The 25,124-nt window shown below is 67.1% G+C and carries 24 protein-coding genes; 11 read left to right on the forward strand and 13 right to left on the reverse strand.

The genetic code is table 11. The features are described from left to right. Positions 1 to 4 precede the first annotated feature (4 nt). The 3 genes from D6M19_RS24140 to D6M19_RS24150 are packed head-to-tail and all read left to right on the forward strand — an operon-like array spanning position 5 to position 2,544. Positions 5 to 901, forward strand: a complete 897-nt coding sequence (locus tag D6M19_RS24140; RefSeq protein WP_164478663.1) for a dihydrodipicolinate synthase family protein — start codon at positions 5 to 7, stop codon at positions 899 to 901. Between the two features lie 11 nt (positions 902 to 912). Beyond that, the gene (locus D6M19_RS24145) at positions 913 to 1,701 is read left to right on the forward strand and encodes an SDR family oxidoreductase (protein WP_123027803.1); all 789 of its coding nucleotides are present in this window, start codon (positions 913 to 915) and stop codon (positions 1,699 to 1,701) included. Between the two features lie 3 nt (positions 1,702 to 1,704). Further along, positions 1,705 to 2,544 carry a fumarylacetoacetate hydrolase family protein gene (locus D6M19_RS24150; RefSeq protein WP_123027804.1) on the forward strand — a complete coding sequence of 280 codons (840 nt, stop codon included), beginning with the start codon at positions 1,705 to 1,707 and terminating at the stop codon, positions 2,542 to 2,544. 9 nt (positions 2,545 to 2,553) lie between these two features. Here the strand turns inward: D6M19_RS24150 and pheT are convergent, their stop codons facing one another. The 4 genes from pheT to D6M19_RS24170 are packed head-to-tail and all read right to left on the reverse strand — an operon-like array spanning position 2,554 to position 7,804. Beyond that, a complete protein-coding gene (gene pheT / locus D6M19_RS24155) occupies positions 2,554 to 5,040 on the reverse strand; it encodes a phenylalanine--tRNA ligase subunit beta (RefSeq protein ID WP_123027805.1) in 2,487 nt (828 codons plus the stop codon). Then, positions 5,040 to 6,083, reverse strand: a complete 1,044-nt coding sequence (pheS, locus tag D6M19_RS24160) for a phenylalanine--tRNA ligase subunit alpha (RefSeq protein ID WP_123027806.1) — start codon at positions 6,081 to 6,083, stop codon at positions 5,040 to 5,042. The genes pheT and pheS overlap by 1 nt, the downstream gene beginning before the upstream one ends. A gap of 36 nt (positions 6,084 to 6,119) precedes the next feature. Next, entirely contained in the window at positions 6,120 to 6,926 is an 807-nt protein-coding gene (locus D6M19_RS24165) for a rhomboid-like protein (RefSeq protein ID WP_123027868.1), read from the reverse strand. 11 nt (positions 6,927 to 6,937) lie between these two features. Beyond that, a complete protein-coding gene (locus D6M19_RS24170) occupies positions 6,938 to 7,804 on the reverse strand; it encodes an adenylate/guanylate cyclase domain-containing protein (RefSeq protein WP_123027807.1) in 867 nt (288 codons plus the stop codon). A 61-nt stretch (positions 7,805 to 7,865) separates the two neighbouring features. Here D6M19_RS24170 and D6M19_RS24175 point away from each other — a divergent pair, with 61 nt between their 5' ends. The 3 genes from D6M19_RS24175 to D6M19_RS24185 are packed head-to-tail and all read left to right on the forward strand — an operon-like array spanning position 7,866 to position 11,013. Continuing rightward, entirely contained in the window at positions 7,866 to 8,933 is a 1,068-nt protein-coding gene (locus D6M19_RS24175) for an oxygenase MpaB family protein (RefSeq protein ID WP_123027808.1), read from the forward strand. 9 nt (positions 8,934 to 8,942) lie between these two features. Further along, positions 8,943 to 10,193, forward strand: coding sequence for an acyl-CoA dehydrogenase family protein (locus tag D6M19_RS24180; RefSeq protein WP_123027809.1), 1,251 nt, complete (start codon positions 8,943 to 8,945; stop codon positions 10,191 to 10,193). Positions 10,194 to 10,230: 37 nt separating this feature from the next. Further along, entirely contained in the window at positions 10,231 to 11,013 is a 783-nt protein-coding gene (locus D6M19_RS24185; RefSeq protein ID WP_123027810.1) for an SDR family NAD(P)-dependent oxidoreductase, read from the forward strand. A 13-nt stretch (positions 11,014 to 11,026) separates the two neighbouring features. Here the strand turns inward: D6M19_RS24185 and D6M19_RS24190 are convergent, their stop codons facing one another. The 5 genes from D6M19_RS24190 to infC all read right to left on the reverse strand — a co-directional run bounded on the left by D6M19_RS24190 (position 11,027) and on the right by infC (position 13,463). Beyond that, on the reverse strand, positions 11,027 to 11,353 hold the full coding sequence (locus D6M19_RS24190) for a hypothetical protein (RefSeq protein ID WP_123027811.1): 327 nt from the start codon (positions 11,351 to 11,353) through the stop codon (positions 11,027 to 11,029). Positions 11,354 to 11,421: 68 nt separating this feature from the next. Beyond that, positions 11,422 to 12,168: a TrmH family RNA methyltransferase gene (locus tag D6M19_RS24195; RefSeq protein ID WP_123027812.1), complete on the reverse strand. Its 747-nt coding sequence runs from the start codon at positions 12,166 to 12,168 to the stop codon at positions 11,422 to 11,424. Positions 12,169 to 12,191: 23 nt separating this feature from the next. Continuing rightward, on the reverse strand, positions 12,192 to 12,587 hold the full coding sequence (rplT, locus tag D6M19_RS24200) for a 50S ribosomal protein L20 (protein ID WP_123027813.1): 396 nt from the start codon (positions 12,585 to 12,587) through the stop codon (positions 12,192 to 12,194). Between the two features lie 63 nt (positions 12,588 to 12,650). Further along, entirely contained in the window at positions 12,651 to 12,845 is a 195-nt protein-coding gene (gene rpmI, locus D6M19_RS24205; protein ID WP_123027814.1) for a 50S ribosomal protein L35, read from the reverse strand. Positions 12,846 to 12,857: 12 nt separating this feature from the next. Further along, a complete protein-coding gene (gene infC / locus D6M19_RS24210) occupies positions 12,858 to 13,463 on the reverse strand; it encodes a translation initiation factor IF-3 (RefSeq protein ID WP_123027815.1) in 606 nt (201 codons plus the stop codon). 208 nt (positions 13,464 to 13,671) lie between these two features. On the opposite strand from infC, the gene D6M19_RS24215 reads away from it, so the two are divergent. The 4 genes from D6M19_RS24215 (at position 13,672) to D6M19_RS24230 (ending at position 19,137) form a co-directional block, all read left to right on the forward strand. After that, positions 13,672 to 14,034, forward strand: a complete 363-nt coding sequence (locus D6M19_RS24215; protein ID WP_123027816.1) for a DUF1844 domain-containing protein — start codon at positions 13,672 to 13,674, stop codon at positions 14,032 to 14,034. A 44-nt stretch (positions 14,035 to 14,078) separates the two neighbouring features. Beyond that, positions 14,079 to 17,381 (forward strand): bifunctional lysylphosphatidylglycerol synthetase/lysine--tRNA ligase LysX, encoded by a 3,303-nt coding sequence (gene lysX / locus D6M19_RS24220; RefSeq protein ID WP_123027817.1) that lies wholly within the window; start codon positions 14,079 to 14,081, stop codon positions 17,379 to 17,381. An 86-nt stretch (positions 17,382 to 17,467) separates the two neighbouring features. Continuing rightward, positions 17,468 to 18,796 carry an alpha/beta hydrolase gene (locus D6M19_RS24225; RefSeq protein ID WP_123027818.1) on the forward strand — a complete coding sequence of 443 codons (1,329 nt, stop codon included), beginning with the start codon at positions 17,468 to 17,470 and terminating at the stop codon, positions 18,794 to 18,796. A gap of 20 nt (positions 18,797 to 18,816) precedes the next feature. Further along, positions 18,817 to 19,137: a hypothetical protein gene (locus D6M19_RS24230; protein ID WP_123027819.1), complete on the forward strand. Its 321-nt coding sequence runs from the start codon at positions 18,817 to 18,819 to the stop codon at positions 19,135 to 19,137. Here D6M19_RS24230 and D6M19_RS24235 read toward each other — a convergent pair. Then, positions 19,131 to 20,219, reverse strand: a complete 1,089-nt coding sequence (locus D6M19_RS24235) for a hypothetical protein (protein ID WP_123027820.1) — start codon at positions 20,217 to 20,219, stop codon at positions 19,131 to 19,133. The genes D6M19_RS24230 and D6M19_RS24235 overlap by 7 nt on opposite strands. After that, entirely contained in the window at positions 20,216 to 21,526 is a 1,311-nt protein-coding gene (locus D6M19_RS24240; protein ID WP_123027821.1) for a hypothetical protein, read from the reverse strand. The genes D6M19_RS24235 and D6M19_RS24240 overlap by 4 nt, the downstream gene beginning before the upstream one ends. Positions 21,527 to 21,609: 83 nt before the next feature. Here D6M19_RS24240 and D6M19_RS24245 point away from each other — a divergent pair, with 83 nt between their 5' ends. Next, positions 21,610 to 22,227 (forward strand): hypothetical protein, encoded by a 618-nt coding sequence (locus D6M19_RS24245; RefSeq protein WP_123027822.1) that lies wholly within the window; start codon positions 21,610 to 21,612, stop codon positions 22,225 to 22,227. A gap of 2 nt (positions 22,228 to 22,229) precedes the next feature. Here D6M19_RS24245 and D6M19_RS24250 read toward each other — a convergent pair whose 3' ends face one another. Then, positions 22,230 to 23,462: a CHAT domain-containing protein gene (locus D6M19_RS24250; RefSeq protein WP_164478664.1), complete on the reverse strand. Its 1,233-nt coding sequence runs from the start codon at positions 23,460 to 23,462 to the stop codon at positions 22,230 to 22,232. Further along, a complete protein-coding gene (locus tag D6M19_RS24255) occupies positions 23,444 to 25,078 on the reverse strand; it encodes a hypothetical protein (protein WP_123027824.1) in 1,635 nt (544 codons plus the stop codon). The genes D6M19_RS24250 and D6M19_RS24255 overlap by 19 nt, the downstream gene beginning before the upstream one ends. Between the last annotated feature and the right edge of the window lie 46 nt (positions 25,079 to 25,124).

The raw sequence follows: 25,124 nt of genomic DNA on the forward strand, positions 1-25,124 counted from the left end.
CGGTGTGACCCATCCACTGTCCCAAGGTCTTTGGGGTGTCCTCGCGACACCCTTCGACGACAGGCTCGATGTCGACCTGGACTCGTTGCGCACCGAGGTGGCATCGTTTGCCGCCGACGGTGCGGGCGGCCTGGTGGCGCTCGGCGTCTTCGGCGAGGCGGCGGCGCTCAACCCCGACGAGGCCGACAGCGTGGCGCACACCGTCGCATCGTCGACCGACCTGCCGTTCGTGCTCGGCCTTTCTGAGCGCGACCCGGCCGCGGTCGTCGAGCAGGCCCGTCGGCTACTCGCCGCCGTACCTCGTCGGCCGGTCGCCCTGATGGCGCAGATCGGCGACGCCGACCCGGCCGCCGCAACCGCGGCGCTGCACCGCCTGTACGACGCGACGGGAGTCGGCATCCTCATTCAGGACTATCCGGTCGTCTCGGGGGTCAGCGTCACCGACGAGCAGGTCGTCGAGATCGCGTCGGCCTGTCCTTTCGCGGTCGGGGTGAAATCGGAGACGCCGCCGACATCAGTCGCGGTGGCACACCTGGTTTCCAACCTCGACGTCCCGGTCTTCGGCGGTCTCGGCGGCGTCGGGCTTCTCGATGAGCTGGCCGCAGGCTCGGCGGGCGCGATGACCGGATTCAGCCATCCGGCCGCATTGGCGGCCGTCCTGCGGGCTCATCGAGACGGCGGATTCGCCGCTGCCCGCGATGTCTGGGCGCCGTGGCTTCCGCTCGCCAACTTCGAGGGACAGCTGCGGGTGGGCCTTTCGATCCGCAAGGAACTGCTCCGGCGACGCGGCGTGATCGCCTCCGGCGGGGTGCGCCCGCCGGCACTCAGACTGCCGGATACGTTGATTGCACTGCTGGAGATGCACCTCGCGACCTTGCCAACCAACACTGCAACCCGCTGAAGGAGCCGATTATGGATCTCGGCATCACCGGACGTACCGCCCTCGTCCTCGGTGCCAGCGGCGGCCTTGGCGGCGCGATCGCCGTGCGGCTCGCCGAAGAAGGCGCGAACGTGGCGGCCGCCGGGCGCTCAGCAGACAAACTCGCCGACACCGCCGAGCGCATCGAAGCCGCAGGCGTGAAAGCGCTGCCGCTCACCTGGGATCTGGGCGATCTCGACTCTGTGGACACCCACGTCAGCGCGATCGAGAACGCCCTCGGGCCGGTGGACATTCTCGTGAACAACACCGGCGGGCCGCCGCCGACGCCAGCGGCGGGTCAGGACGCCGCCACCTGGCGCACCAGCTTCGAGCAGATGATCCTCTCGGTCATCGTCATCACCGACAGGGTGCTACCAGGCATGCGCGAGCGGGGCTGGGGCCGCATTCTCACGTCGACATCGGGCGGAGCGCTCAGCCCGATCCCGAACCTCGCGATATCCAACACGCTGCGCGCCAGCCTGCACACCTGGTCGAAGACGCTCGCCGACGAGGTGGGTCGCGACGGCGTGACAACCAACATCATCGTGCCCGGCCGCATCGAGACGGCCAGGACGAGATTCCTGGACGAGCGCAGGGCCGAACGCGAAGGCAATACCAGCGACGATGTGGTGGCGGCCAGCGCCAAAACGATGGCACTGGGTCGGTACGGCCGGCCTGACGAGTACGCCGACGTGGCCGCATTCCTGTGCAGCGAGCGGGCCTCGTATGTGACCGGCTCCGTCATCCGCGTCGACGGCGGACAACTCAAGAGCGTCGGATAACGCATGCGGCTCCGGACTCTTCAGTCAGATGGCGCCGCCTGCGTCGCGCTGCCGGACGGCAGCCTCGCCAGGATCGACCGCATCCTCGACAGCGCGCCGTCGGATCTACTCTCGCTGCTGGCGGTCGGAGCGCTGGATCCGCTGGCCGATGCCATCGCGGCCGGCGTCGACTCCGCTGCATTCGTGGACCCGCAGTCACCGGTCGCCGCGCCGTGGACCAGGCCGCGCAAGATCCTCGGCATCGGGCTCAACTACGGCGCGCATGCGGGTGACCTCGGCGAGCAGGCCCCCCGCACGTCGCCCGCGTCGTTCATCAAGGGTGACCACACCATCGTCGGTCCCGGGGAGCCGATCGTGGTGCCGCAAGGGATCGGCCGCGTGACCGCGGAAGCCGAACTCGGTCTTGTCATCGGGCGTACCTGCCACCGCGTCGGGGTTCACGACGCGATGTCCTACGTGGCGGGTGTGGTGCCGGTCCTCGACCAGACCGCCGAGGAGATCTTGATGGAGAACCCGCGATACCTGACGCGGGTGAAGAACTACCCCACCTTTTTCTCGTTCGGACCCGATCTGATCACCCTCGACGAGGTGGCCGCGCATGGTCCGCTCGCGGATCTGCGGGTCGCGACCGTGCACAACGGCGCGGCGCACCGCGCGGACACGGTTGCAGGCATGACGTTCTCCCCCGCCGAACTGCTCAGCTTCCACAGCCAGGTGATGCCGTTCTACCCCGGTGACATTCTGTCGACGGGGACGCCGGGAGCCGTACCGATCGTGGCGGGCGACGTCGTTTCGTGCGAACTGGGCGACGGGCTGGCATCGCTGACCAATCCGGTTGCTTAGCAGCCGATCTCAGCGCCGCTGCTCGGCGCCGACACGCTGCGCGGCGTTCGCGACTGCGGCGTCACGGGCGGCGCTGGCCTCGTCTTCGGTCAGCGTGCGATCCCCGGCACGAAAGCGCAGCGCCAACGCGATCGACTTGCGGCCCTCGCCGATCTGCGGTCCGGTGTACACATCGAACAACCGGACGTCCTCGAGCAGCTCACCGGCGCCCTCTCGGACAGCGTCGACCACACTTTGTGCGGCGACCTCGGCGTCGACGATCAGCGCGACGTCCTGGAACACCGCGGGAAACGGCGACACCGCGGGAGCGGGCAGCGTCTCGGTGATCGGGACGGCGTCGAGATTCAACTCGACGGCGCAGGTGCCCTTCGGCAGACCCGACCGCTCGATGACCGCTGGATGCAGTTGGCCTGCGTGGCCGACGACGGTGTCGCCGACCAGCACCTCGGCGCATCGGCCGGGGTGCCACGGCAGATACTGCGCGGGGCGCAATGTCAGCTCGACGCCTGCCGCGCGGCCGACGATACGGACCGCTTCGAACGCGTCGGTGGCGTGGACCGGCCGCCCAGGTCCCCACGGACCGGCGAGCTCGCGCAGCCCTGTCAGCACCGCACCGACGTGCTGCGGCTGATTCGGCAATGACGCGTCGAGCATCGCGATCTCGGCGTCGGTGGGCCTGCGATCGGTCGGTATCAACTCGACGGCGCGCGTCTGCGATGTCGGCTCGACCACCTGCTCGATCGCGAAGAGTGCGGTGTCGACGGCGCCGCGGGACACGTTGCGGGCCAACGATTCCAACAGCCCTGGCAACAATGTGGTGGCCAGGCCGGGACGATCGGCCTCGAGTGGGTTGAGTACGTGCGTTGCGGCGCGGCGCGGATCGTCGCTCGGCAGGCCCCACTGGTCGAACACCCCCGCGGGCAGGAACGGACTGGGCAGGACCTCCACATATCCATTGAGCGCCAATGACTTTCCGACGGCACGGCGGCGCTTCTGCGCCGGCGTCAGACCGCGTCCGGCGGGTGCCTGCGGCAGCACGGATGGAATGCCCTCAAGGCCCTCCAGCCGCAGCACCTCCTCGACGAGGTCGGCAGGCTGCCGGATGTCGGGCCGCCAGCTCGGCGGCGTCGCCGTTATCAGCCCGCCGTCGTCGGTCACGTCGGCGCCGATCTGGGTGAGCCTTCGCCGCGTGGTGCCCTCGGCGTAGGTCACCCCGGCGGTACGGTCCGGCAGATCGCTGGCCATGCTGACCGGAGGCGGCGACCAGTCCGATCGCGGCGGATCGCCCCGCCAGTCCGTCAAGGTGGGTTCGACCGTGCCCCCGGCAATGTCAGCGAGCAGTGCGGCGCATCGGTCCAGTGCGGCGACCGAGACGGCGGGGTCGACGGCGCGTTCATAGCGGCGGCCTGCCTCGCTGTTGAGGTGCAGCCGCCGCTGGGTGCGCGACACCGATGCGGGATCCCATACCGCCGCCTCGAGCAGCACGTCGGTGGTGCTGTCGCGTACCTCGGTGGTGCCCGCGCCCATCACGCCGCCGATCGCCGCGGTTGCGACGTCGTCGACGATGAGCACGTCGCCCGGATCCAACGTTCGGGTGATGTCGTCGAGGGTGACCACCGTCTCCCCCGGCTCGGCGAACCGGACCCGGAAGCCACCGGTGATCAGGCTGCGGTCGTGGGCGTGCATCGGGTGCCCGAGCTCGAGCATCACGTAGTTCGTCACGTCGACGGCGGGCGAGATCGCCCGGATGCCGCTGAGCAACAGCCGCCTCTGCAGCCACCAGGGCGACGCCGCCGCCGGATCGATGCCGGTCACTGGCCGCAGTCCGAACCTCAGGACACCGGTGCCTGGCTCGATCGTCACCGGCAGCGCATCGCCGTCGACGGGTAACGGAGCGACGTCGGCGGGGTCGACATAGTCGAGGTCGTAAGCGTTGGCGATCTCGCGGGCCATGCCGCGCACCGAAAGGCAGTAACCACGGTCCGGGGTGATCGCCAGGTGGAACACGGTGTCGTCGAGTCCGAGCACATCGGCGGCGGGCGCACCCGGGTCGGCGGTGCCCGGCGGCAACACGAGAATTCCGGAATGGTCGGTGCCGAGGTTCAACTCGGCCGTCGAGGAGATCATCCCGTCGGAGGTGCGGCCGTATGTCTTCTGCGCCGTAATGGTGAAGTCGCCCGGCAACGTGGTTCCCGGCAGTGCCACCACAACCAGGTCCCCGACGGCGAAGTTCGTTGCGCCGCAGACGATATCGCGGGGATCGGCTTCACCGACGTCCACTTTCACCGCGCGGATCGGCTTCTTGAAGTCGGTGAGCTCCTCGATCTCGAGAACGCGGCCGACGGTGAGCGGACCGCTCACCGGGCCTACCGGGATGATCTCCTCGACCTCGTGGCCGATGCGGATCAGTGTCTTCTCGAGTTCGCCGACGGGAACGTCCCACCCGGGTGCGCCTGCCGCCACGACGTCCCGCAGCCAGCTGTAGGGAAGTCGCATCAGGCGCCGACCCCGAACGGCAGCGAGAACCGGACGTCACCCTCGACCATGTCGCGCATGTCGGGGATGCCGTTGCGGAACTGCAGCGTGCGCTCCATGCCCATGCCGAATGCGAAGCCGGAGTAGATCTCGGGGTCGATACCGCAGGCGCGCAACACATTCGGATTGACCATGCCGCAGCCGCCCCACTCCACGAAGCCGGCCCCGCCCTTCTTGTTCTCGAACCACACGTCGACCTCGGCAGACGGCTCGGTGAACGGGAAGAAGTGCGGGCGGAACCGAGTGCGGGCCTGCGGTCCGAACTCCGAGCGGGCGAACGCGTCCAGCGTGCCGCGCAGGTTGGCCATCGTCAGCCCCTTGTCCACCGCGAGGCCTTCCACCTGGTGGAAGACCGGGGTGTGCGTCGCGTCGAGTTCGTCGGTGCGGAAGGTACGGCCGATCGAGATGATGTAGACCGGCAGGTCGCGTTCGAGGAGTGCCCTGATCTGTACGGGCGACGTGTGGGTGCGCAGCACCTGCCGCGATCCCTCCGGCGCAACGTAGAAGGTGTCCTGCTCGCTGCGCGCCGGATGGTCGGGCGGAAAGTTGAGCGCGTCGAAGTTGAACTGCTCGGTCTCGACCTCCGGCCCCTCGGCCAGCTCCCAGCCCATCGCCACGAAGGTGTCTGCGATGTGTTCGGCGAGGATCGTGATCGGGTGCCGGGCGCCGATGGGCTGACGCGTCGACGGCAGCGTCACGTCGATTCTCTCGGCGACCAACACCGCGGCGTCGCGTTCGGCGCGCAGCACCTCGAGCCGCGCGTCGTAGCTGCGCTGCGCTTCGGCGCGCACGACGTTCACCCGCTTGCCCGCGTCGGCTCGGTCGGCCTTCGGCAGCGATCCGAGCGCCTGCCGAGCCAGCGAAAGTGGCGCGCGGTCGCCCAGGTGCTCCGTCTTGGCCCGCGCAAGAGCGTCAAGGTCCCCAGCCAGATCGAAGGCGTGCTGGGCCGCGCTGACCAGCTTGGCCAGCGCTTCCTCCGACAAATCTATAGGCTGATCAGCCACCCGGCGATCATAGGTGATCGCTAGGTGAGAGCCGCGTCACGCGACACCAGTGGTGAGTGCGCAGCCCGGGGCGACCGATCGCGACGCCCGCCGACGAGCGGGCCTGCGCCCCACCGCCGCCTCCGATAGCACGGCACCGACGAGGCCAAGCCCGGACGCCGCGACCAACGTCGGGGTGTTGTTAGCCAGCATCAGAAAGCCGAATGCCGCTGCGACGACGAGCAGCAGACACCGCACCGGGGTCCACTCGGCGGCCCGTCCGAACCGGGTCGAAACGAGAATGCCGAGCACCAGCGCCACCGCGTGACCCACATCGGTGAAGTCCCTGTTGACGGCCACCACCGCCGCGGCAACCGCGAGCCACCAGCCCGTCCATGCGGGCCGCAACCGCCGCGGAATCGCCCCACTGAGGGCACCAAGGACGGCCGAGGCGCCGTAGCTCATCCCCACGTCGGTGGCCCGGGTCACGTCCGTCGTCAGCCAGCCGAGCTCGACCGCCGCGGTGAGCCCGACCGCGACCAGGAGTGTGGCGCCGATGTGGCCCGCCGCGAACGCCACCACCAGACGACGGCTGCGCCACATCAACTCGGCGACCGCCAACAGGCACATCAAGCCGGGCAACCAGACATAGATGGGCCCCGCCTCGATGACGAATGCACTGAAGAGCAAAGTGCCGAGATGGCCGTGGCTCAGGTTGTGCAGGTTTGTGCTGGCATGGCTGATGACGCGGGTCTGCACCCGTGGCCCGAGCGCCATCAGAACGGAGGTCACGCCGGTCAGAATCGCCGCATAGGCGACGGTGACACGGATCCGGGCCAGCGCCCGCAGCAAGCCGAACAACATCTCACCGACCACTATGCGTCGGCGACGTCGTCGCTCTCCTCGTCCTCTCCTGGCAACTCTCTGCGAGTTTTCACGCGATACATGGCCAGATCAGCGGGCACGCCATCCTGCTTCGGCGAAAACACTTGCTTACGTATCCGTTTGGCGGACAAGCCGAGCGCATCGAAGTCCGCTTCGGGGATTCGGTCCATCGTGGCCTGCGACACGACCAGCCCGCCCCTGGCCGCACGCTGCATCACCCGGGCGGCGATGTTGACGTCGACGCCGAGCCAGTCCGAGCCGATCCGCTGCGGCCTGCCAGTGTGCACCCCGGCACGTATCCGCGGTGTATAGCCCTGGACCTCAACATCTTTGACCGCATCGAGACTGGTACGCACGGCACGAACCGCGGTGGCGGGGTCGGCGAACACCGCCATGGTGCCGTCGCCCATCCGCTTGACGATATGACCGCCCGCTTCCAGCAGTGGCGGTTCGACGACCTGTGCGACCCGCCGAAGCAGCTTCAGCGTGGCGTCGTCGCCGGCCTTCAACGCCCATGACGAGAAGCCGACCAGGTCCGTAAAAACCAGCGTGACCTCGCGATTGGCGGGTTTGCCCGAGACGCGCTCGGTGAGCGCCTGCCACACCTGCAAACCGGCGAGGCTGACCTCGCGTGACGCCGCGTCGCGTTGCAACAGTCGGTCGGCCGCTCGCGCGGCGGCACTCGGTCCGCCAACTCCCGCTGCCGACAACGGATCTCCGAAATCGGGGTCGCCGGGTAGTGCACGGCGTGCTCGTCGGATGAATGACACAACTCCGGGACTGTGGTTGGTGCTCCGCAGCCAGTCCCGCGGTCGCGATGACGCGCCGGACCGTTCATCGAACGATTCGGCATCCATTGCGCAAGGTTAGATGCCCGCTCTTTCGGCGGGCAAACACGGTGCGACGCGCCCCGAAATAATGGACAACGTGCGTTGTCAAGTTTATCGTGAACTTGTGACGGTCAGCTCGACGACGAGACGAACCAAACGATCCGATCCGCTCGGTCCGGACTCCCTGACCTGGAAGTACTTCGGCGATCTGCGCACCGGAATGATGGGCGTATGGATCGGCGCACTGCAGAACATGTATCCCGAACTGGGCGCGGGCGTCGAGCAGCATTCCATCCTGCTGCGGGAGCCTCTGCAACGGGTGGCGCGGTCGGTGTACCCGATCATGGGTGTCGTCTACGACGGGGATCGGGCGTCCCAAACCGGTCAGCAGATCAAGGGCTTCCACGCCACGATCAAGGGGGTCGACTCCGCCGGACGGCGCTACCACGCACTGAACCCCGAGACGTTCTACTGGGCGCACGCCACCTTCTTCATGTTGGTGATCAAGGTGGCCGACTACTTCTGCGGCGGGCTGACCGAGGCCGACAAGCGCCAACTCTTCTCCGAGCACGTGCAGTGGTATGCCCAGTACGGCATGAGCATGCGGCCGGTGCCCAAGTCGTGGGAGGAGTTCTGCGAGTACTGGGACCGCGTCTGCAGCGACGAACTGGAGATCAACCGCGCGACCCTCGACATCTTCTCGATCCGGATTCCCAAACCGTGGTTCGTCCTGATGCCGACCCCGATCTGGGACCAGCTGTTCAAACCGATGGTGGCCGGGCAGCGCTGGATCGCCGCTGGGATGTTCGACCCTGTGGTGCGGGAGAAGGCAGGCATGCGCTGGAGCGCGGGCGACGAAGTGCTGCTGCGACTGTTCGGCAAGCTGGTCGAAATGGCGTTCGTCGTCGTGCCCGATGAGATTCGGCTGCACCCACGTGCGCTGGCCGCCTACCGCCGCGCGTCCGGCCGCAGCGCCGACGATGCACCGCTGGTTGAGGCGCCCGCGTTCATGGCCCCGCCGCGCGATCGCAGAGACATGCCGATGCACTACGTTCCGCGGCGCAAGACCCTGCTCGACCGCGCTGGCTCGCTGGTGCACACCACGTTCTCGCTGGCGGGCCTACGCCCGGCGCGCGGCCGAAGCACCGCCGCATAGGCTCCAGGCATGCTCGATTGGTCTGATGTCGATATCGCCGTGCGCGACGCCGTGCGGGAATTCGTGGACAAAGAGGTCCGCCCCCACGTCGACGCGCTGGAAAGCGGCGAGATGGAGCCCTACCCCATCATCCGCAAGCTTTTCGCGACCTTCGGCATCGATGCACTGGCCCGCGATTCGTTGGACAAGCGGCTGGCCCGGATGCGCGATGGCACCCAGAAATCGGGCGACGCGTCTGGTGGCATGTTCGGCGGCGACGGCGCTTCGGCAGGCATGGGATTCGTGGTCGTCAGCGAGCTCTGCCGCGTCTGTATGGGGGTGGTTACCGGTATGGGGGTCAGCCTTGGCCTGACGGTGCCGACCATCGCAGGACGAGGCACACTCGCGCAGCAGGAGCGTTGGCTGCCCGGCCTTGTCACCTACGAGAAGGTGGGCGCGTGGGCGATCACCGAACCCGACTCCGGCTCAGATGCGTTCGGCGGCATGAAGTCCTATGTGGTGCGCGATGGCGACGACTACATCCTCAACGGGCAGAAGACGTTCATCACCAACGGGCCTGATGCCGACGTGGTCGTGGTATACGCCAAGCTGGACGAGGGCGACGGCGTCGACAAACGCGATCGCAAGGTGCTGACCTTCGTGCTCGATCGCGGCATGGAGGGCTTCGTGCAATCAAAGCCGTTGCGCAAGATGGGCATTCACAGCTCGCGCACCGGCGAGTTGTTCTTCAGCGATGTCCGGCTTGGCCGCGACCGGCTGCTGGGCGAGACCGAAGGAGATCCCGCCGATTCCGCCAGCGACGGCCGCGCCAGCGCACGATCGAACTTCTCCGCTGAGCGGATCGGAGTGGCCGCGATGGCGCTCGGCGTCATCGAAGAGTGCCTGAAGCTGTGCGTCGACTACGCCAAGGGCCGAAAACTGTGGGGTCAGGAGATCGCCCAGTTCCAGCTGATCCAGCTGAAGTTGGCGAATATGGAAGTGGCGCGAATGAACGTGCGCAACATGCTGTTCCGGGTGATCGAGGCGGCGCAGACCGGCGCCCAGATCTCGCTGCCCGAAGCGTCGGCGATCAAGTGGTATTGCTCGCAGGCCGCGACTGACGTCGCGATGGATGCCGTGCAACTGTTCGGCGGCAACGGGTACATGACTGAATATCGCGTCGAGCAGCTGGCCCGCGACGCCAAGTCGCTGATGATCTACGCGGGAAGCAACGAGGTGCAGATCACCCACGTTGCGCGGGGTCTGCTGAACGGCGGTTAGCCTGGTCTGGTCTGGCCTACTACTAGGGGAGGACCTGGTGGAGTTCAACAACGGAACCGCGCTGATCACCGGTGCAAGCGGCGGAATCGGTGAGGAATTCGCCGTCCAACTGGCTGGTCGCGGCGCCAATCTCGTGCTCGTCGCACGGCGCGCCGACAAACTCGCCCAGCTGCACGACACGCTGGTCGGCAAGCATCCCGACATCACCGTCGACGTCATCGCCGAGGACCTCGCGGTACCCGGTTCCGGCGCGGAACTCGAGAACAAGGTCCGCGACCTCGGACGGACGATCGATGTGCTGGTGAACAACGCCGGAGTTGGCCTGCATTCGAAGTTCGTCGACCAGGCGCCCGAACCCAACGCCGCGCAGATCCAGTTGAACTGCGGCACCCTTGTGGATCTGACCGCGCGCTATCTCCCGGCCATGACGCAGCGGGGACGCGGTGTGGTCATCAACGTGGCCTCAACGGCATCGTTTCAGCCGACGCCCGGGATGGCGGTTTACGGCGCGACGAAAGCGTTCGTGTTGTCCTTCACCGAGGCCCTGTGGCAGGAATGCAGAGGCACAGGGGTGAAGGTCCTCGCGCTCTGCCCCGGTGCGACGGAGACGGAGTTCTTCGAGCGCACTGGTGAGGATTTCCTGACCGATGGCAGGCAGACGGCCCGACAAGTCGTCGGGACCGCCCTTGGCGCACTCGACAGATCCGGACCTACCGTCGTATCCGGCTGGAAAAACTCACTCCTGGCGAGTGGCTATCGCGTCACGCCACGGAGACTGATGCTCGCGGTGTCCGAGCGACTGCTCAAGTCGGCCAACTAGCCTGCGCTGTGCGCTAGGCGGAGAGGCTCGCATCTCCCCCGACGGCTAGGGCAGCGACCTCGTCGTGCAGCGCCCGCACCCGTCGACGGATCCGGTGTTGGGTCGCCCGCGACATCGCCCCGGGGCGGTAGTGGCCGCGGCGGAGTCGAATCGCCCGACCGTGCGTCATCTCCCACCGCAGTGCGTCGGAGACAGACTTCGAATGCCGTCCAACGGGATCGAAGCCGTGGTAGGCGAGCGCGTCGACCAATTCCTCGACCGTCGCCGGGCCATGGTCGAACAGGTACGCGGTGAGCAGGTAGCGGAGATCGGTGCCTTTGACCGTCAGTAGTTGGCCCATCGTCAGACCATGACATGACGGTCTGACACCAACCGGCATGTCGCGAACGAATCCGCACACTCGGCGGCCTAACCGGCGCGGTGCGCTTTTGCGCTCTGGTAGAGGCAGATCGCAGCGGCGGCCGCCACGTTCAGACTCTCGGCCCCGCCTGACATCGGGATCCGAACGCGGTGAGCCGCCATCGCCGCCAACTCCGCGGGCAGGCCATGGGATTCGGGCCCGAACAACCATGCGGTCGGCCCGGAGAGATCGGTGTCGTCGAGGCTGACTTCACCGTCGACGGTGGTCGCCAGCACCCGCAGACCCGCACTGCCGAGTGCGGAGACCGCTGCCCCCGCATCGGCTTCGCTCACCACCGGCACCGCGAAGATGCTTCCCGCGGAGGCGCGCAGACACTTGCCGTTGTAGGGATCGACGCTGTTGCCTGCCAACACGACCGCGTCTGCTCCCATCGCGTCGGCGATTCGGATCAGCGTGCCCGCGTTGCCTGGCTCGGAAATCTCGGCAGCGACAGCGACGAGCCGTGGCCGGTCGGCCAGCACTTCGTTCAGGCTCGTCGACGGCGCTTCGCACACCGCGACCAGCCCGACCGGTGTCACGGTGTCCGACAGTGCTTTTGCGGCGCGGTCGGTGACGACATGGACGGGCACGTCGGCGAGCATCGACTCAAACCGGCTCAACGCGGCTTCGGTGACGAAGACCTCGATAACGAGGTCGCGCCGCAGCGCCGCCTCGACGAGGTTCGGTCCCTCGGCGAGGAAGCGTGCGGCGCGGCGTCGGCCGACGTGGCGGTGCAGTTTGATCGCTGCCGCCACCCGGTCGGAGCGCTCGGTGAGCGTCAGGCAGCCTCGCCCGAGCCTGTTGGGGCGTTCACGTCCTCGGGCAGCGCGCCCTTCGCGACGTCCACCAGTGCGGTGAACGCAGCCGGGTCGCTGACCGCGATCTCGGCCAGGTTCTTGCGGTCGACCTCGACCCCGGCGGCCTTGAGCCCCTGAATGAGCCGGTTGTAGGTGATGTCATTGGCGCGGGCAGCCGCGTTGATCCGGGAGATCCACAACTTGCGGAACTCGCCCTTGCGGGCACGCCGGTCGCGGTACGCATAGTTCAGCGAATGGAGCTGCTGCTCTTTGGCTTTGCGATAGAGCCGGGACCGCTGGCCGCGGTATCCCTTCGAGGCCTTGAGTACTGTCCGCCGCTTCTTCTGGGCGTTGACTGCGCGCTTCACGCGTGCCATGGGGGTGTTCCTATTCTCGTTCGGTTCAAAAGGTCGGTGCAGGCTCGGAAAACAGCCCGAAAACTAGCCGTTCAGCAGCTTCTTGACGCGCCTGGTGTCGTTGGCCGACACGTCGGTGCGCCCTTCGAGCCGACGGGTGCGCTTGCTCGACTTGTGCTCGAGCAGGTGCCTGCGGTTGGCCTTCTCGCGGACGATCTTTCCGGTGCCGGTTTTCCGGAACCGTTTGGAAGCGCCACTGTGGGTCTTCGCCTTGGGCATGTGTCCTCAGTTCTATGGTGTGTCGGTCTGTGCTTCGCTGGGCTGAGCGCTTGCGCGCTGCGCAGCCGGTGCGTCTGCGTCGTGCGCCGCCTTGGCGCGAGTCTTCGCGCCGCGATGCGGTGCCAGCACCATCGTCATGTTGCGCCCGTCCTGCTTGGCTGACGTCTCGACGAAGCCGTAGTCGGCGACGTCGGCGCCAAGGCGCTGCAACAGCCGGTAACCCAGCTCGGGCCGCGACTGCTCGCGTCCGCGGAACATGATCGTCACCTTGACCTTCGACCCCGCTTGCAGGAAGCGGACCACGTGGCCCTTTTTGGTCTCGTAGTCGTGCGGGTCGATCTTGGGGCGCAGCTTCTGTTCCTTGACGACGGTCTGCTGCTGGTTCTTGCGAGACTCGCGTGCCTTCTGGGCCGTCTCGTATTTGAACTTGCCGTAGTCCATGATCTTGCAGACCGGCGGCTTGGCGTCCGGCGCTACTTCGACAAGGTCGAGATCGGCATCCGCGGCGACGCGGAGGGCGTCTTCGATGCGCACGATGCCTACCTGCTCGCCACCTGGTCCTATCAAGCGGACTTCAGGTACTCGAATGCGCTCGTTGACGCGGGTCTCAGTGCTGATGGGGCCTCCTATGTTGTCCTCTTTTCAGGAGCCCACACCATCAGCACAAAGGCCCTGCATTAAGCAGGGCCCGAAGCCGACCAGGACAGACATCCGCGAGAATGTCTGAGACCGGACCGCTGAGCCGGTGTGGCCAACGGTGGGAGCGGGACTCCACTTGCTGTCCCTGGCGTACGCCGGGACGGTCGCGCGTGCCACTCTACCAGCCATGACCGAAATTCCTGCATCGCCCGAACCGACGGCTCAGCCGTCCGTCCGTGAGCTGGCCGAAATTCCAGCGGTGGAAATCATCACCCGTGCCGCGGTGATGCTGATGAGCGCGGCCGCGGAGAAGCTCGGTCTTTCGGCAACCGATCCCGACGATAGTCCGCACCGGGATCTCGACGAGGCACGCAGATTGATCACCGCCCTCGCCGGTCTGGTGACCGCGTCGGCCGAATACCTCGGCCCGCATGCGGGACCCGTCCGCGACGGGCTCAAGAGCCTGCAGTTGGCATTCCGCGAGTCCAGCGCCGCCCCCGACGAACCCGGACAGGGGCCCGGCGAGAAATACACCGGCCCGGTCTGGTAGCGGTCACACCCATTTCCGGGGTTGAGCGAATATCCTCGCCGCCTATGACCCTCACTAGCCCACCGCGGGTTCGGCCCACCTCGAAATTCTCCTGGGTGCCCGCGGCCGCAGGCTGGACCGTCGGCATCATCGCGACCCTGTCGCTGATCGCGAGCGTCTCGCCTCTGGTGCGGGTGATCATCAAGATCCCGCGGGAGTTCGTCAACGACTTCATCTTCAACTTCCCCGACACCAGCTTCGCCTGGGCCTTCGTGCTGGCACTCCTGGCCGCCGCGCTGGCGGCCCGCAAACGGCTCGCCTGGCTGATCCTCGTGCTCTACATGGTCGCCTCGATCGTGTGGAACATCGGCGACATCGTCACCGGCGACGAGACGTGGATGGAGGAGAGCGGCGAGATGATCGGTCTCGCCTTCCACATCGCCGCGGTCGCATTCCTGGTTCTCGCTCGCAAGGAGTTCTGGGCGAAGGTGCGGCGCGGCGCCCTGCTCAAGGCGGCGGTGACGCTGGTCGCCGGGATGGCCGTCGGAATCCTGGTCGGGTGGGGACTGCTGGAACTCTTTCCCGGCACGCTGGAACGCGACTACCGGCTTGGCTACGCGGTCAACCGAGTCGCAGCGTTCGCCGGCGTGGGTTCCAACGCGTTCGACGGCCAGCACCCGCACGTGTTCGTCAACGCCCTGCTCGGCCTATTCGGCGCGCTCGCCCTGATGGTCGCCGCGACCGTGTTGTTCCGCTCGCAGCGGTCAGAAAACGCGCTCACCGGTGAGGACGAATCCGCCATCCGCGGCCTGCTGGAGCTGTACGGGAAAAACGATTCGCTCGGTTACTTCGCCACCCGGCGGGACAAGGCGGCGGTGTTCGCGCCGAACGGACGCGCAGCGATCACCTACCGCGTCGAGGTGGGCGTGTGTCTGGCCAGCGGCGACCCGGTCGGCGACCCGAAGTCATGGCCGGCGGCGATCGAGGCGTGGCTCCGGCTGTGCCAGGAGTACGGCTGGGCGCCCGGCGTGATGGGCGCCAGTTCGACGGCGGCCCAGGCGTTCCGCGAAGCCGGGCTCAGCGCACTGCAACTCGGCGACGAAGCGATCCTCTACCCCGACAAGTTCCGGCTGACTGGCCCGGACATGCGTGCCGTGCGTCAGGCTGTGACCCGCGCACGGCGTTCGGGGCTGTTGGTGCGGATGCGGCGGCATCGCGACATGACGGTCGAGGAGATGGCAGCGGTCGTGAAACGCGCCGACGCATGGCGTGACACCGACTCCGAACGGGGCTTTTCGATGGCCCTTGGCCGGCTCGGCGACACCGCCGACGGCGACTGCCTGCTCGTCGAAGCGGTATACACCGGCGACGACGAGGTGGTCGCGATGCTCTCGCTGGTCCCGTGGGGAAGCAACGGCCTGTCACTCGACCTGATGCGACGCTCACCGAAGTCGCCGAACGGCACCATCGAACTCATGGTCAGTGAACTGATCCAGCAGGCCGAAGGCATTGGCGTGAGCCGGGTCTCGCTGAACTTCGCCATGTTCCGCTCGGCCTTCGAGCAGGGCGCCCAGCTGGGCGCAGGCCCGGTGGCCCGGCTGTGGCGCGCCCTACTGGTGTTCTTTTCCCGGTGGTGGCAGCTGGAGACGCTGTACCGGTCGAACATGAAATACCAGCCGCAGTGGGTGCCGAGGTACGCCTGCTACGAAGATGCCCGGCTGATACCTCGCGTCGGCGTCGCGTCGGTGATCGCCGAGGGGTTTCTCGTCCTGCCGTTCTCCCGGCGCAACAAACAGCACACCGGCCATCACTCTGCGGTGCCCCACGAGTTGGTCGCCACCGGCGGCCTGCATGCCGACGGCAGCGCACCGGACGTGACCGCGCTCGCCGAGGAGATGGGCGCAGATGACGGCCCCCGCGTTCCAGAGCAGGTGCAGGTCCGGATGGCCAAGCTGAAAGCGTTGCAGGACAGCGGTGTTGACCCATATCCGGTCGGCAAGCAGCCGAGCCACACCGTCGCCGAGGCGCTGGCCGAGGACGACGACACGACCGTCACGATCGCGGGCCGGATACTGCGAACCCGCGATTACGGCGGCGTGCTGTTCGCGCAGCTGCGCGACTGGTCCGGTGAGTTGCAACTGCTGCTGGAGGATTCCCAAGTCGACGGTGACTCACCGGATTTCACGGCGGTGGACCTTGGCGACCTCGTCGAGGTCAGCGGCCACATGGGGTACAGCAAGAACGGCACCAGGTCGTTGATGGTCAAGCAGTGGCGGCTGATCGGCAAGTGCCTGCGCCCGCTGCCCGACAAATGGAAGGGGCTGACGGATCCGGAGGCCAGGGTGCGGGCGCGCTATGTCGACCTCGCGATCAACACCGAAGCGCGAGAGCTGATCCGCGCCCGCAGTGGTGTCCTCCACGCGATTCGCGAAACATTGGTCGGCAAGGGCTTTTTGGAGGTGGAGACCCCGATCCTGCAGCAGATCCACGGCGGCGCCAACGCCCGCCCGTTTCTCACCCACATCAACGCATACGACCTCGACCTGTATCTGCGCATCGCCCCTGAGCTGTATCTCAAGCGGTTGTGCGTTGGTGGTGTCGAGCGGGTGTTCGAGCTGGGCCGCGCGTTCCGCAACGAGGGGGTGGATTTCAGCCACAACCCGGAGTTCACGCTGCTGGAGGCCTACCAGGCGCACGCCGATTACAACGTGTGGATCGACGGCTGCCGCGAGTTGATCCAGAACGCGGCACTGGCCGCCAATGGCGAACAGGTGTTTCTGCGCCCCGGCGATGGCGGCACGTTGGAAAAGGTCGACATCTCGGGACAGTGGGCGGTCAAGACCGTGCACGGCGCGGTCTCCGACGCGCTCGGCGAACAGATCGGGCCCGATACCGACCTGATCACATTGCGCAAGCTGTGCGACGCCGCAGACATCCCCTACCTCACGCACTGGGATGCCGGCGCGGTCGTGCTGGAACTGTACGAGCGGCTCGTCGAGGACCGCACCGAGGAACCCACGTTCTACAAAGATTTCCCGACCTCGGTGTCGCCGCTGACCCGACCGCACCGCAGCATCCCCGGGATTGCCGAACGCTGGGACCTCGTCGCATGGGGCGTCGAGCTGGGCACCGCCTACAGCGAACTCACCGACCCCGTCGAACAGCGCAGGCGGCTGCAGGAACAGTCATTGCTGGCCTCTGGTGGCGATCCCGAGGCGATGGAACTCGACGAGGACTTCCTGCAAGCAATGGAGTACGCGATGCCCCCGACGGGCGGGTTGGGTATGGGAGTCGACCGGGTGGTGATGCTTATCACTGGCCGAAGCATCCGCGAAACGCTGCCATTCCCGTTGGCCAAACCTCGCTAGCAGCTAACTCACAGCCGGCCACAAGGTAGGCACGCCACCATGTTGCCGTGACGTTACCCGACTCGTTGCGCCACCATCTTTCGCTCATGCACGGTTGGCTTCCGGTCACCGTGCAAGTCATCGCTGCCGTCGCACTGATTGCCGCGGTCAGCCGTCGCAGTGGACGCTGGCAGGTGCGCTGGCTGCCGTGGGCGCTGATCGTCGGCGCCGCCATGGCCACATCGGCCTACTGGTATGTCGCATCTCAGGGATTGTCCGATAACCCCGCGCCGCATGCATTGTGGATCTGGGTCGGGCTCACCGGTTTCGCGGCTGCCGTACTGGTGGCCGGTTGGCGGAGGTCGGGGTGGTTGCGGCGCGGCGTCTCGGTGGCCGCGCTGCCGCTGAGCCTGCTGTGCGCTGCGCTGGCACTGAATCTGTGGGTCGGCTACTTCCCCACCGTGCAGACGGCATGGAACCAGCTGACTGCCGGGCCGCTGCCCGACCAGACCGACGAGGTCACCGTGATGGCCATGCAGCAAGAGCGCAAGATCCCGCCGAAAGGCACCGTGGTTCCAGTCGATATCAGCGACACGGCGTCGGGCTTCCGTCACCGCGGCGAGCTGGTCTACCTACCGCCGGCCTGGTACGCCACCAACCCCGCGCCGAAACTGCCGACGTTGATGATGATCGGCGGTGAGTTCAACACTCCTGCCGACTGGCTGCGCACCGGTGGCGCGGTGAAGATGCTCGACGACTTCGCCGCCGCACATCACGGCAATGCTCCTGTCGTCGTGTTCGTCGACCCGGGTGGCGCTTTCAACAACGACACCGAATGCGTCAACGGCAGCCGCGGGAACAGTGCCGACCATCTCACCAAAGATGTTGTCCCGTACATGGTCTCGCACTATGGCGTGAGTGCCGACCGCTCCAATTGGGGTATCGTCGGCTGGTCGATGGGCGGCACATGCGCCGTCGACCTCACAGTCATGCATCCGGACATGTTCAGCGCATTCGAGGACATCGCGGGCGACATCGGACCCAACTCGGGCAACAAAGACCAGACCATCGCGCGACTGTTCGGTGGAAACGCCGACGCCTGGGCGGCGTTCGACCCGACGACCGTGATCACCAGGCACGGCCCGTACACGGGAGTGGCCGGGTGGTTCGATGTCAACGGCTCGACGGCGACCATCCAGCGTGCCAAGAACGACCAGGCCGCGGCCGCGAACTCGTTGTGCGGGCTCGGCGCCGCAAACGGGATCAGCTGTGCCGTCGTGAGCCAGCCGGGCAAGCACGACTGGCCGTTCGCATCGCACGCGTTCGCCGCTGCCCTGCCGTGGCTGGCTGGCCAGATCGGCACACCCGACGTGCCACCGACGCCGTTTCCACCTGCGGCGGGAAGCCCGACGTTCGAACAAGCCGCCGCGAGGTAGCCAAAGAGTACGGTGGCGGCATGCCCGACGAACCGACTTCCGAACCGGCGCCTGCCGACTCGGAACCGGCCGCCGCCGACTCACAGCCAGGTGCGGCGCCACCCCCGCCCGCCGATGCCGCCGACGCCGGGTACACGCCGGGCGGCGTGCCGACCTTCGAGTCGGTCCGGGAAAAGATCGAGACGCGGTACGGCACCGCGATCGGGGCCAGCGAGCTGGCGGCCGAGACCCCGGAAGGTCGGTCCGTCGAGGAGCAGTACGAAGAGCGTCAGCGCGCGGCCGCCGAACGCCTCGAACTTATTCGCAAGTCGATGCACTCCGAAAAAGACGAGCCTCAGTAGTCGGATTCGGCGGCGAGGATCTCGGCGAGGTAAGCATCGCCCCCAGGCGCCGCCAATCGTGCCCGGGCGAAATCCCGAACCCGCTGCCGCGTCTGTGGTGATTCATCGATGTCAGCCCCGACCGTCACCGTCGTGCGCTCCCAATCATGGTTCCAGGCAGTTGATTCCGCTAGCGGCTGTCGCTGTTCATCGACCAGGGCAAACCTCGCCTGTCCGCGGTCGTCCAGGACGCCGGTACCGCTAATGGACCCCGCCCGCAGCCGCACCGGGATACCGCTCGGCGAGTCACCTCCCGACAATTGCGCGCCGACAACGGCATTCGCCCCTGACCCCACCGGCTCGATGAGCCAGTCGATCGTGTTCTCAGCCGCGTCGAAAACTGTAGGCGGAACACCGGCCCAGGCGATCGAACTGGTCCCCCTTGCGATCGCGCCCGGTCCGCGTTGGCCGCGATCCGCGCCCGCTGCGAGCGCGTAGTCATCGCGACGCTGTGCCACCGGCACCGGCTCGGCGAGCACGATCCCGACGTCGTCGGTCAACTCGCTCACCGCTCGCACCAACACCACAACGCGCGGATCTCCGCCTTGGACATAGACATTCAGCGCCACCGAATGCGGCGCGAGCAGCTCCGTCACATCCGAGTCGAGGGTGTCATCGGCGAAGAAGTCCTGTGCCGCCGCGGTCAGCAGCGCGATCTCGGCGTCGACCAGTGCAGCATCGAGGGCGACGATGCCGTCGCGGTGACTCGCGGGCCACCAGCGTCGCATCCAATGCCCTAGTGCCAGCCGTCGCAGCTGATCGACCGACCCGGGCAATACGGCGACACCGTTCACGTCGATCGTCTGCTCATCGCCCGGTACGCGTCCCTCCACCGCCGCCGCCAGTGCGCTGTGACCGGATTCGCCGAGCACCCGCCACAGCCAGTCCGCCCGCGCCAGATCCGTGAAGGTGATCGATGCCGGACCGGGCTCGTCGATCGGCCAGGACAACACGGCGCCGCTCACTTCCAGCACTGCGACCAACGGACTCGGCGCCACCAACGGGCCGGTGCTCCAGAGTCCGGAATCGGCGACCAGCTTCATCCCGCCACCTGCAACATCGACTTGATCCGCTGCCGGTGATCGAGGCTCACCGACCGCGCCACCCCCTCGAGCAGGGACCGGACGTCGTCCACATCGCTGCACGGCTCCTGCCAGACGTCACGGCCATGCAGACGCGCCCACAGCCGGCTCAGGTACGGGCGGGCGAACGCGGAGAGGTCGTCGATCACCTGCTGCTGGCGAGGGTGAATCGGGCCGCCCCCGGCCAGATATCGGCGTGCGTGCATCACATACGCCTCTTTGCGCAGCCGCGCCTGGATCAGGCTCGCAAGTTGGTAGCGGGGGGCGACGTCGGTCAGCGGTGCGAGATTGACCGCGATCTCGATCCCCGCTATCAACGCGGCCTGGTTGTCCTCAGCGAGCAGACCCCACGGCGCACACGACCTGTCGACCTCCTCCGCGCACAGCAGCGGCACGTCAGGCAGTTCGTCTCGATCGAGCGCGCGCCGCAGGGTGGCCCGGACACGGTCGACGACGCAACGATTCAGCGGGCGATCGCCCGCGGCCCCCCCGACTATCGTCGGCGGAAGCTGTGGCTCAACCGAACTCAAGCCGAGATCGACGATCGACCACGGCAGCGATGTCGTCGCCTCATGCGCATTCGCCCCGAGGTTGTATGGCGCCGCATCGGCGATCAGCGCCGACCAGACCCGCTGACGAGCGACCGAATCGCGGTGGCTCTCGGCAGGTCCGAGCACCGTTGTCAGGCCCGCCAGGAACGGGCCGGTGATCTCGGTGCCTGCACGCACGTCCCGCCAACTGTGCCGGAGCTGTTCGGCGAGCTTCGCGACGACCTGCTGATCGCTGACGAACTGGTTGAGTACCTCAATGGCGGTGCGGTCGCGGTCGTCATGAATGCCCTGCAGCACCGTTGTTGCCGCGTCGTGATCCTCGTCCGAGGGTGCTCCCCTGGTCACCGCAAGCTCGAAACAAACCGGGAAATACAGTTCCTGCGCGTTGCCGGTGGTGATGCGTTGCCTGCGGCGCTCGCGTTTGAGGACCTCGAACCACGCCGCGGCGGCGCGCAACGCGGGCCCATGGCCGACGATCAGTTCATGTATCGCCGCGGCAACGGCGGCATCGACGAACGGCGCCGAATACTGCGTGTTCGACCGGAGCCGCAGCACCAGCGGGTCGATGATTCGCTTGACTGTTCTGCGCAACGGGCCACCGTCGTCACCGCTGAGCACCTCGACGCCGGGACCGATCGCCCGCCACGCCCCGTCGATCACGGCTTGGCGCGGCCGCATGACGGCGATCGCCGTGTCGGCTCTGGCCTCCGTGGTCATCCCTAGAGGATAGAAGTGGGTTCGAACATCTCCTAGCGGAAAAGTTGGGTTCGGTAGCCGATGCGCTGTCAGAACCTGATGGCATGCCTGATGCGTTGTTGCTCACTGTTCTGGCCGTTATCGGAGTCGGCTTGGCGGCGACTCGCTTACTTTCCCGGCCCGTCGCATCGGTGAAACCGAATGTCGCACCCGGCGTCGGAATCGGCACAGTTCGGCAGATCACCGACGTGATCACCATGGAGGTGGAGAGCGTGACGGGCGTGAGGTTCACCGGCCGGCTTCACGACGACTCGGTCGCCGGGGTGTTGCGTCCAGGGGCCGTTTTGATGGTCGCATTCGACCCGGCTGCGCGCGAACACCTTTCGCTGGCCGACGACATGTTGGCCGTCCGTGCCGTCTTCGACCAGATGCTCGTCGACAAGGGTCTGCTCACCTGCCGCCAACTCGACCTGATCCGGCACGGCACCCGATCACACGGTGTGGTCACCGGGATGCAGGCAACCGGCGAAACCCGAGAGGACTATCGGGAAGTCGAGCTCGACGTGATGGTCAGCAGACCCGGCGGCGGCCAGTTCGCGGCGCACGAGACCGCACTGATACCGGCTTCGTCCATGGCGAAGGTGTCACCCGGCAGCGTCATCGACACCTACTATCGGCCCGGCGACGAGACTGAGATCGCCGTCTCCGTGCCGCCCAGTTGATTTCAGCGTGCCCCGTCGACGGCGAAGGTGACCAGCGCAGCCCAATACAGGGGGCTGGCGGTCACATCGCCGTCGCGCCAACGCCGCAGCTGCTCGCGCTGCCAGCGGTTCACCGCGCTCCCCGCCTCGGCGTCCTGATGGGCCCGATCTACCGCGACGATCGCGTCCACCATCGGATCAGCGTTCGGCTCACCAGGAGTCGGCGCGAACTGCCGGTAGCCGGCCGCTGTTGGCAGGGACCACAGTGTCGCGGTCACCAGTTGCGCGCCACCCAGGATCATCGCGGCGACCAGCCCCGTCGCCTCGTCGAACTGGTAGTCGCCACCGGATGCGCAAGCCAGCAGTGCGACCCTTGGCGGGAAAGGTAGCTTGGCCGACATCAGATCCGATGCAGTCAGTGGACGGTCGTCAGCAAGATGCAGCGCGGCGCGGTCGGCGTGACCGATATCCCCGTCCGCCGCCGTCGCGTGGCCGACGTAGAGCAGCCTGCTCGGCGACTGCGCGAGCAGACCAGCCAACCATGCGCGGCCCGCATCGGTGCGCCGGAACAGCTCGACCGCCGTTGAGACACCGGGAAGGACGGGCCGCCGTTGCATCAAGTCGCCGAAATGAACCGCCAACGGCATCTCCGGGGACGGCCGGCCGAGAACGGAGCCGAGCGGCGAGTCGGGCCGCTGCCCCGGCACCCGCGGATCGAGTACCAGCAGCGGCGGACCGCTCTTCGTGCTGTTCCAGTCGACGGGCGCGCGCGAAGCGTTGACGATGTTTGGCGGTGCCGCCATCAACACGTCGACGAGCTCGATCAGCCGAAATCCTTCGTCGCCTGGCATCGCAAGGGCGGCCCACGGAACCCGCGCGAGCCGTGCGCTTGGCGAGACGAACAGTGCAGCCCGCGGAGACGACATGCACTCGGTCAACAGTTGCCACGCGGGTGCGGCGAGCAGTTCGGAGCCAAGGTCGCGGGCGATCTCCAGCTCGGCGGACGGTGACGCGAACGGACCCGTGGCGATCGCGCGTTGCACGGCGTCCCGCTGAGTTTCGGAACCGCGCGGGTCGGGCAGCGCCTGTTCGAGTTGCGCCAGTGCCGCAACCAGAGTCGGCTCCTCCACCACCCAGGTGACGGTCCGCGACGGCGCTCCGACGACACGCAGGCTGGCATACGTGGCGACGCCGACGTCGGCGAACCGCAGAACCAGCGTCTGCCGCTGAGAGGCGCTCACGGCCACGTCGACCAAGCGACCTCGTCGGCGGTGATGTCGCGGCCGTACCGCTGATACGCCAGCTCGCGATACCGGCTCATGATCGGCGGCGTCTCCGGATCCATGCGCAACGGCGGCAATGGCCCCAGCCGCGTCAGCCCCCCGGCGACCGAAGCCGACCACGAGCCCGCAGCCACCAGTGCGTACTCATCATCAGCCTCTATCGGCACGGCAGCGGTCGCGGCGCCCATCCATTGCTCCGCGGCGCTCTCTGTCGGCTCGGTACTGAAAGCGCCTCGCGCACAATGGTACTCGACGAGCTCGCTGAGGAGGTCAGCGTTCCCCCACTCATAGGCCACGGCGAAAGCGCCTGCCAGAATCCGTGCCGACACCAAAGTGGCCCAACGCATCCTGGCGTCGGCGTCGACGATCGCGTGCCGCACCGAGTCCACCGCCAGTGCGGCGGGCACCTTGAGGTCGGCGGCCTGCTGGAGTTTGTCCGCCGCATTCGCGGGGTCGGCCAGCGCCTCGGCGCGCAGGATGCTGCCCACGTGGTCGTCCAGCCTCGCGTACTGCAGCCAGCTGTGCCGCGGCCACGAATCGAGCAGTTGCCGCGCCTCGGTGGCCCTCTCGGCCGCCGCATCGAACCGGCCGCGCAGGATGTCGACCCAGCTGCGCTGCAGCAGAATACGATGGATGTGCAGCGGCTTCTCCACCTCACGCCAATGCCGCTCAGCGTGCCCGAAACGCTCGTCGGCGTCGTCGAGCTTGTCCAGCGACATCGCGATCAGACCGAGATACAGCCAGCTCCGGGAGACGTCGTGCGCACGGTAACCCTCCGCTATCGCCGGATAGGCCTCGTGCACCAACGTCTGGGTCTGCCACACATCGCCCGACGCCCACGCCGCTGTGCCGCGTTCGAGTTGTGTTCTCGCTTTTGCCAAGTCCCATCCTCGGCTTTCGGCCCGGGCCCCGGCCCGCCGCAGCCAGGGCTCGGCTTCGGGCAGCCGGCCCGTCTCGACGCAGAAGCGACCGTATCCGGTGGCACCCTGGACCAGCAGATGGTCATCGGCTTCACCGCCGTCTCCCGGCCGGTCGATGGCCTCGATCACCTTCTCCCACAGTGGAATCGACTGTACATGGAGGTCGTCGTCACACAACGCATTTGCACAGAAGATCTGCGCGTAGGTGATCAGGAACCGATGCTCGTCGGCGAGGTCGGGGTGGGCCACGCCAGAATCGTCTGTGCACAACACGAACAGGGCGAGCTCGGCACCCTCGTGGTCGCCGTGCGCCGCGGCCGCTAGTCCAGTCCGCAGAAACTGTGCGCGACGCGAATACCTGCACAGCATATGGTCGATCTCGGCATCCGACATCGCCGCCCGCGAAGCGGCTTCGGGGTTTGTGCCCGCCCGAATGGACCGGTAGACGGCCAAAAGGTTGTCGATACGGCGGATGCACTCCTCGGTGCCGTTGTATGCGGTGCGCACCAGATAGATCTCGCCGAGCAACGCGAAGATCTCCAGCAGGAGATCGTCGCGCTCGCCGTCCTCGATCTGTTCACCGAGGCCGACCAGCAGGTCCTTCGCCGTCACCTCGTCGGCGGCGAAGATGAGTTGACGCGCTCGGTCGAGCTCGCCCGCTGTGCTCAATGCTCGGCTCCCATGGCGCAATCTTAGGAAGCGGCGGGCGCGCAAT

Source organism: Mycolicibacterium stellerae (genome assembly GCF_003719305.1).
Lineage (GTDB): Bacteria > Actinomycetota > Actinomycetes > Mycobacteriales > Mycobacteriaceae > Mycobacterium > Mycobacterium stellerae.

Bases quoted from the DNA above. Each gene is read 5' to 3' on its own strand.
- D6M19_RS24145 (WP_123027803.1), top strand. From the start codon at position 913: ATGGATCTCGGCATCACCGGACGTACCGCCCTCGTCCTCGGTGCCAGC.
- D6M19_RS24150 (WP_123027804.1), top strand. From the start codon at position 1,705: ATGCGGCTCCGGACTCTTCAGTCAGATGGCGCCGCCTGCGTCGCGCTG.
- pheT (WP_123027805.1), bottom strand. From the start codon at position 5,040: ATGCGACTTCCCTACAGCTGGCTGCGGGACGTCGTGGCGGCAGGCGCA.
- D6M19_RS24165 (WP_123027868.1), bottom strand. From the start codon at position 6,926: ATGTTGTTCGGCTTGCTGCGGGCGCTGGCCCGGATCCGTGTCACCGTC.
- D6M19_RS24170 (WP_123027807.1), bottom strand. From the start codon at position 7,804: ATGGATGCCGAATCGTTCGATGAACGGTCCGGCGCGTCATCGCGACCG.
- D6M19_RS24175 (WP_123027808.1), top strand. From the start codon at position 7,866: ATGGACAACGTGCGTTGTCAAGTTTATCGTGAACTTGTGACGGTCAGC.
- D6M19_RS24180 (WP_123027809.1), top strand. From the start codon at position 8,943: ATGCTCGATTGGTCTGATGTCGATATCGCCGTGCGCGACGCCGTGCGG.
- D6M19_RS24190 (WP_123027811.1), bottom strand. From the start codon at position 11,353: ATGGGCCAACTACTGACGGTCAAAGGCACCGATCTCCGCTACCTGCTC.
- rplT (WP_123027813.1), bottom strand. From the start codon at position 12,587: ATGGCACGCGTGAAGCGCGCAGTCAACGCCCAGAAGAAGCGGCGGACA.
- rpmI (WP_123027814.1), bottom strand. From the start codon at position 12,845: ATGCCCAAGGCGAAGACCCACAGTGGCGCTTCCAAACGGTTCCGGAAA.
- D6M19_RS24215 (WP_123027816.1), top strand. From the start codon at position 13,672: ATGACCGAAATTCCTGCATCGCCCGAACCGACGGCTCAGCCGTCCGTC.
- lysX (WP_123027817.1), top strand. From the start codon at position 14,079: ATGACCCTCACTAGCCCACCGCGGGTTCGGCCCACCTCGAAATTCTCC.
- D6M19_RS24225 (WP_123027818.1), top strand. From the start codon at position 17,468: ATGCACGGTTGGCTTCCGGTCACCGTGCAAGTCATCGCTGCCGTCGCA.
- D6M19_RS24230 (WP_123027819.1), top strand. From the start codon at position 18,817: ATGCCCGACGAACCGACTTCCGAACCGGCGCCTGCCGACTCGGAACCG.
- D6M19_RS24235 (WP_123027820.1), bottom strand. From the start codon at position 20,219: ATGAAGCTGGTCGCCGATTCCGGACTCTGGAGCACCGGCCCGTTGGTG.
- D6M19_RS24240 (WP_123027821.1), bottom strand. From the start codon at position 21,526: ATGACCACGGAGGCCAGAGCCGACACGGCGATCGCCGTCATGCGGCCG.
- D6M19_RS24245 (WP_123027822.1), top strand. From the start codon at position 21,610: ATGCCTGATGCGTTGTTGCTCACTGTTCTGGCCGTTATCGGAGTCGGC.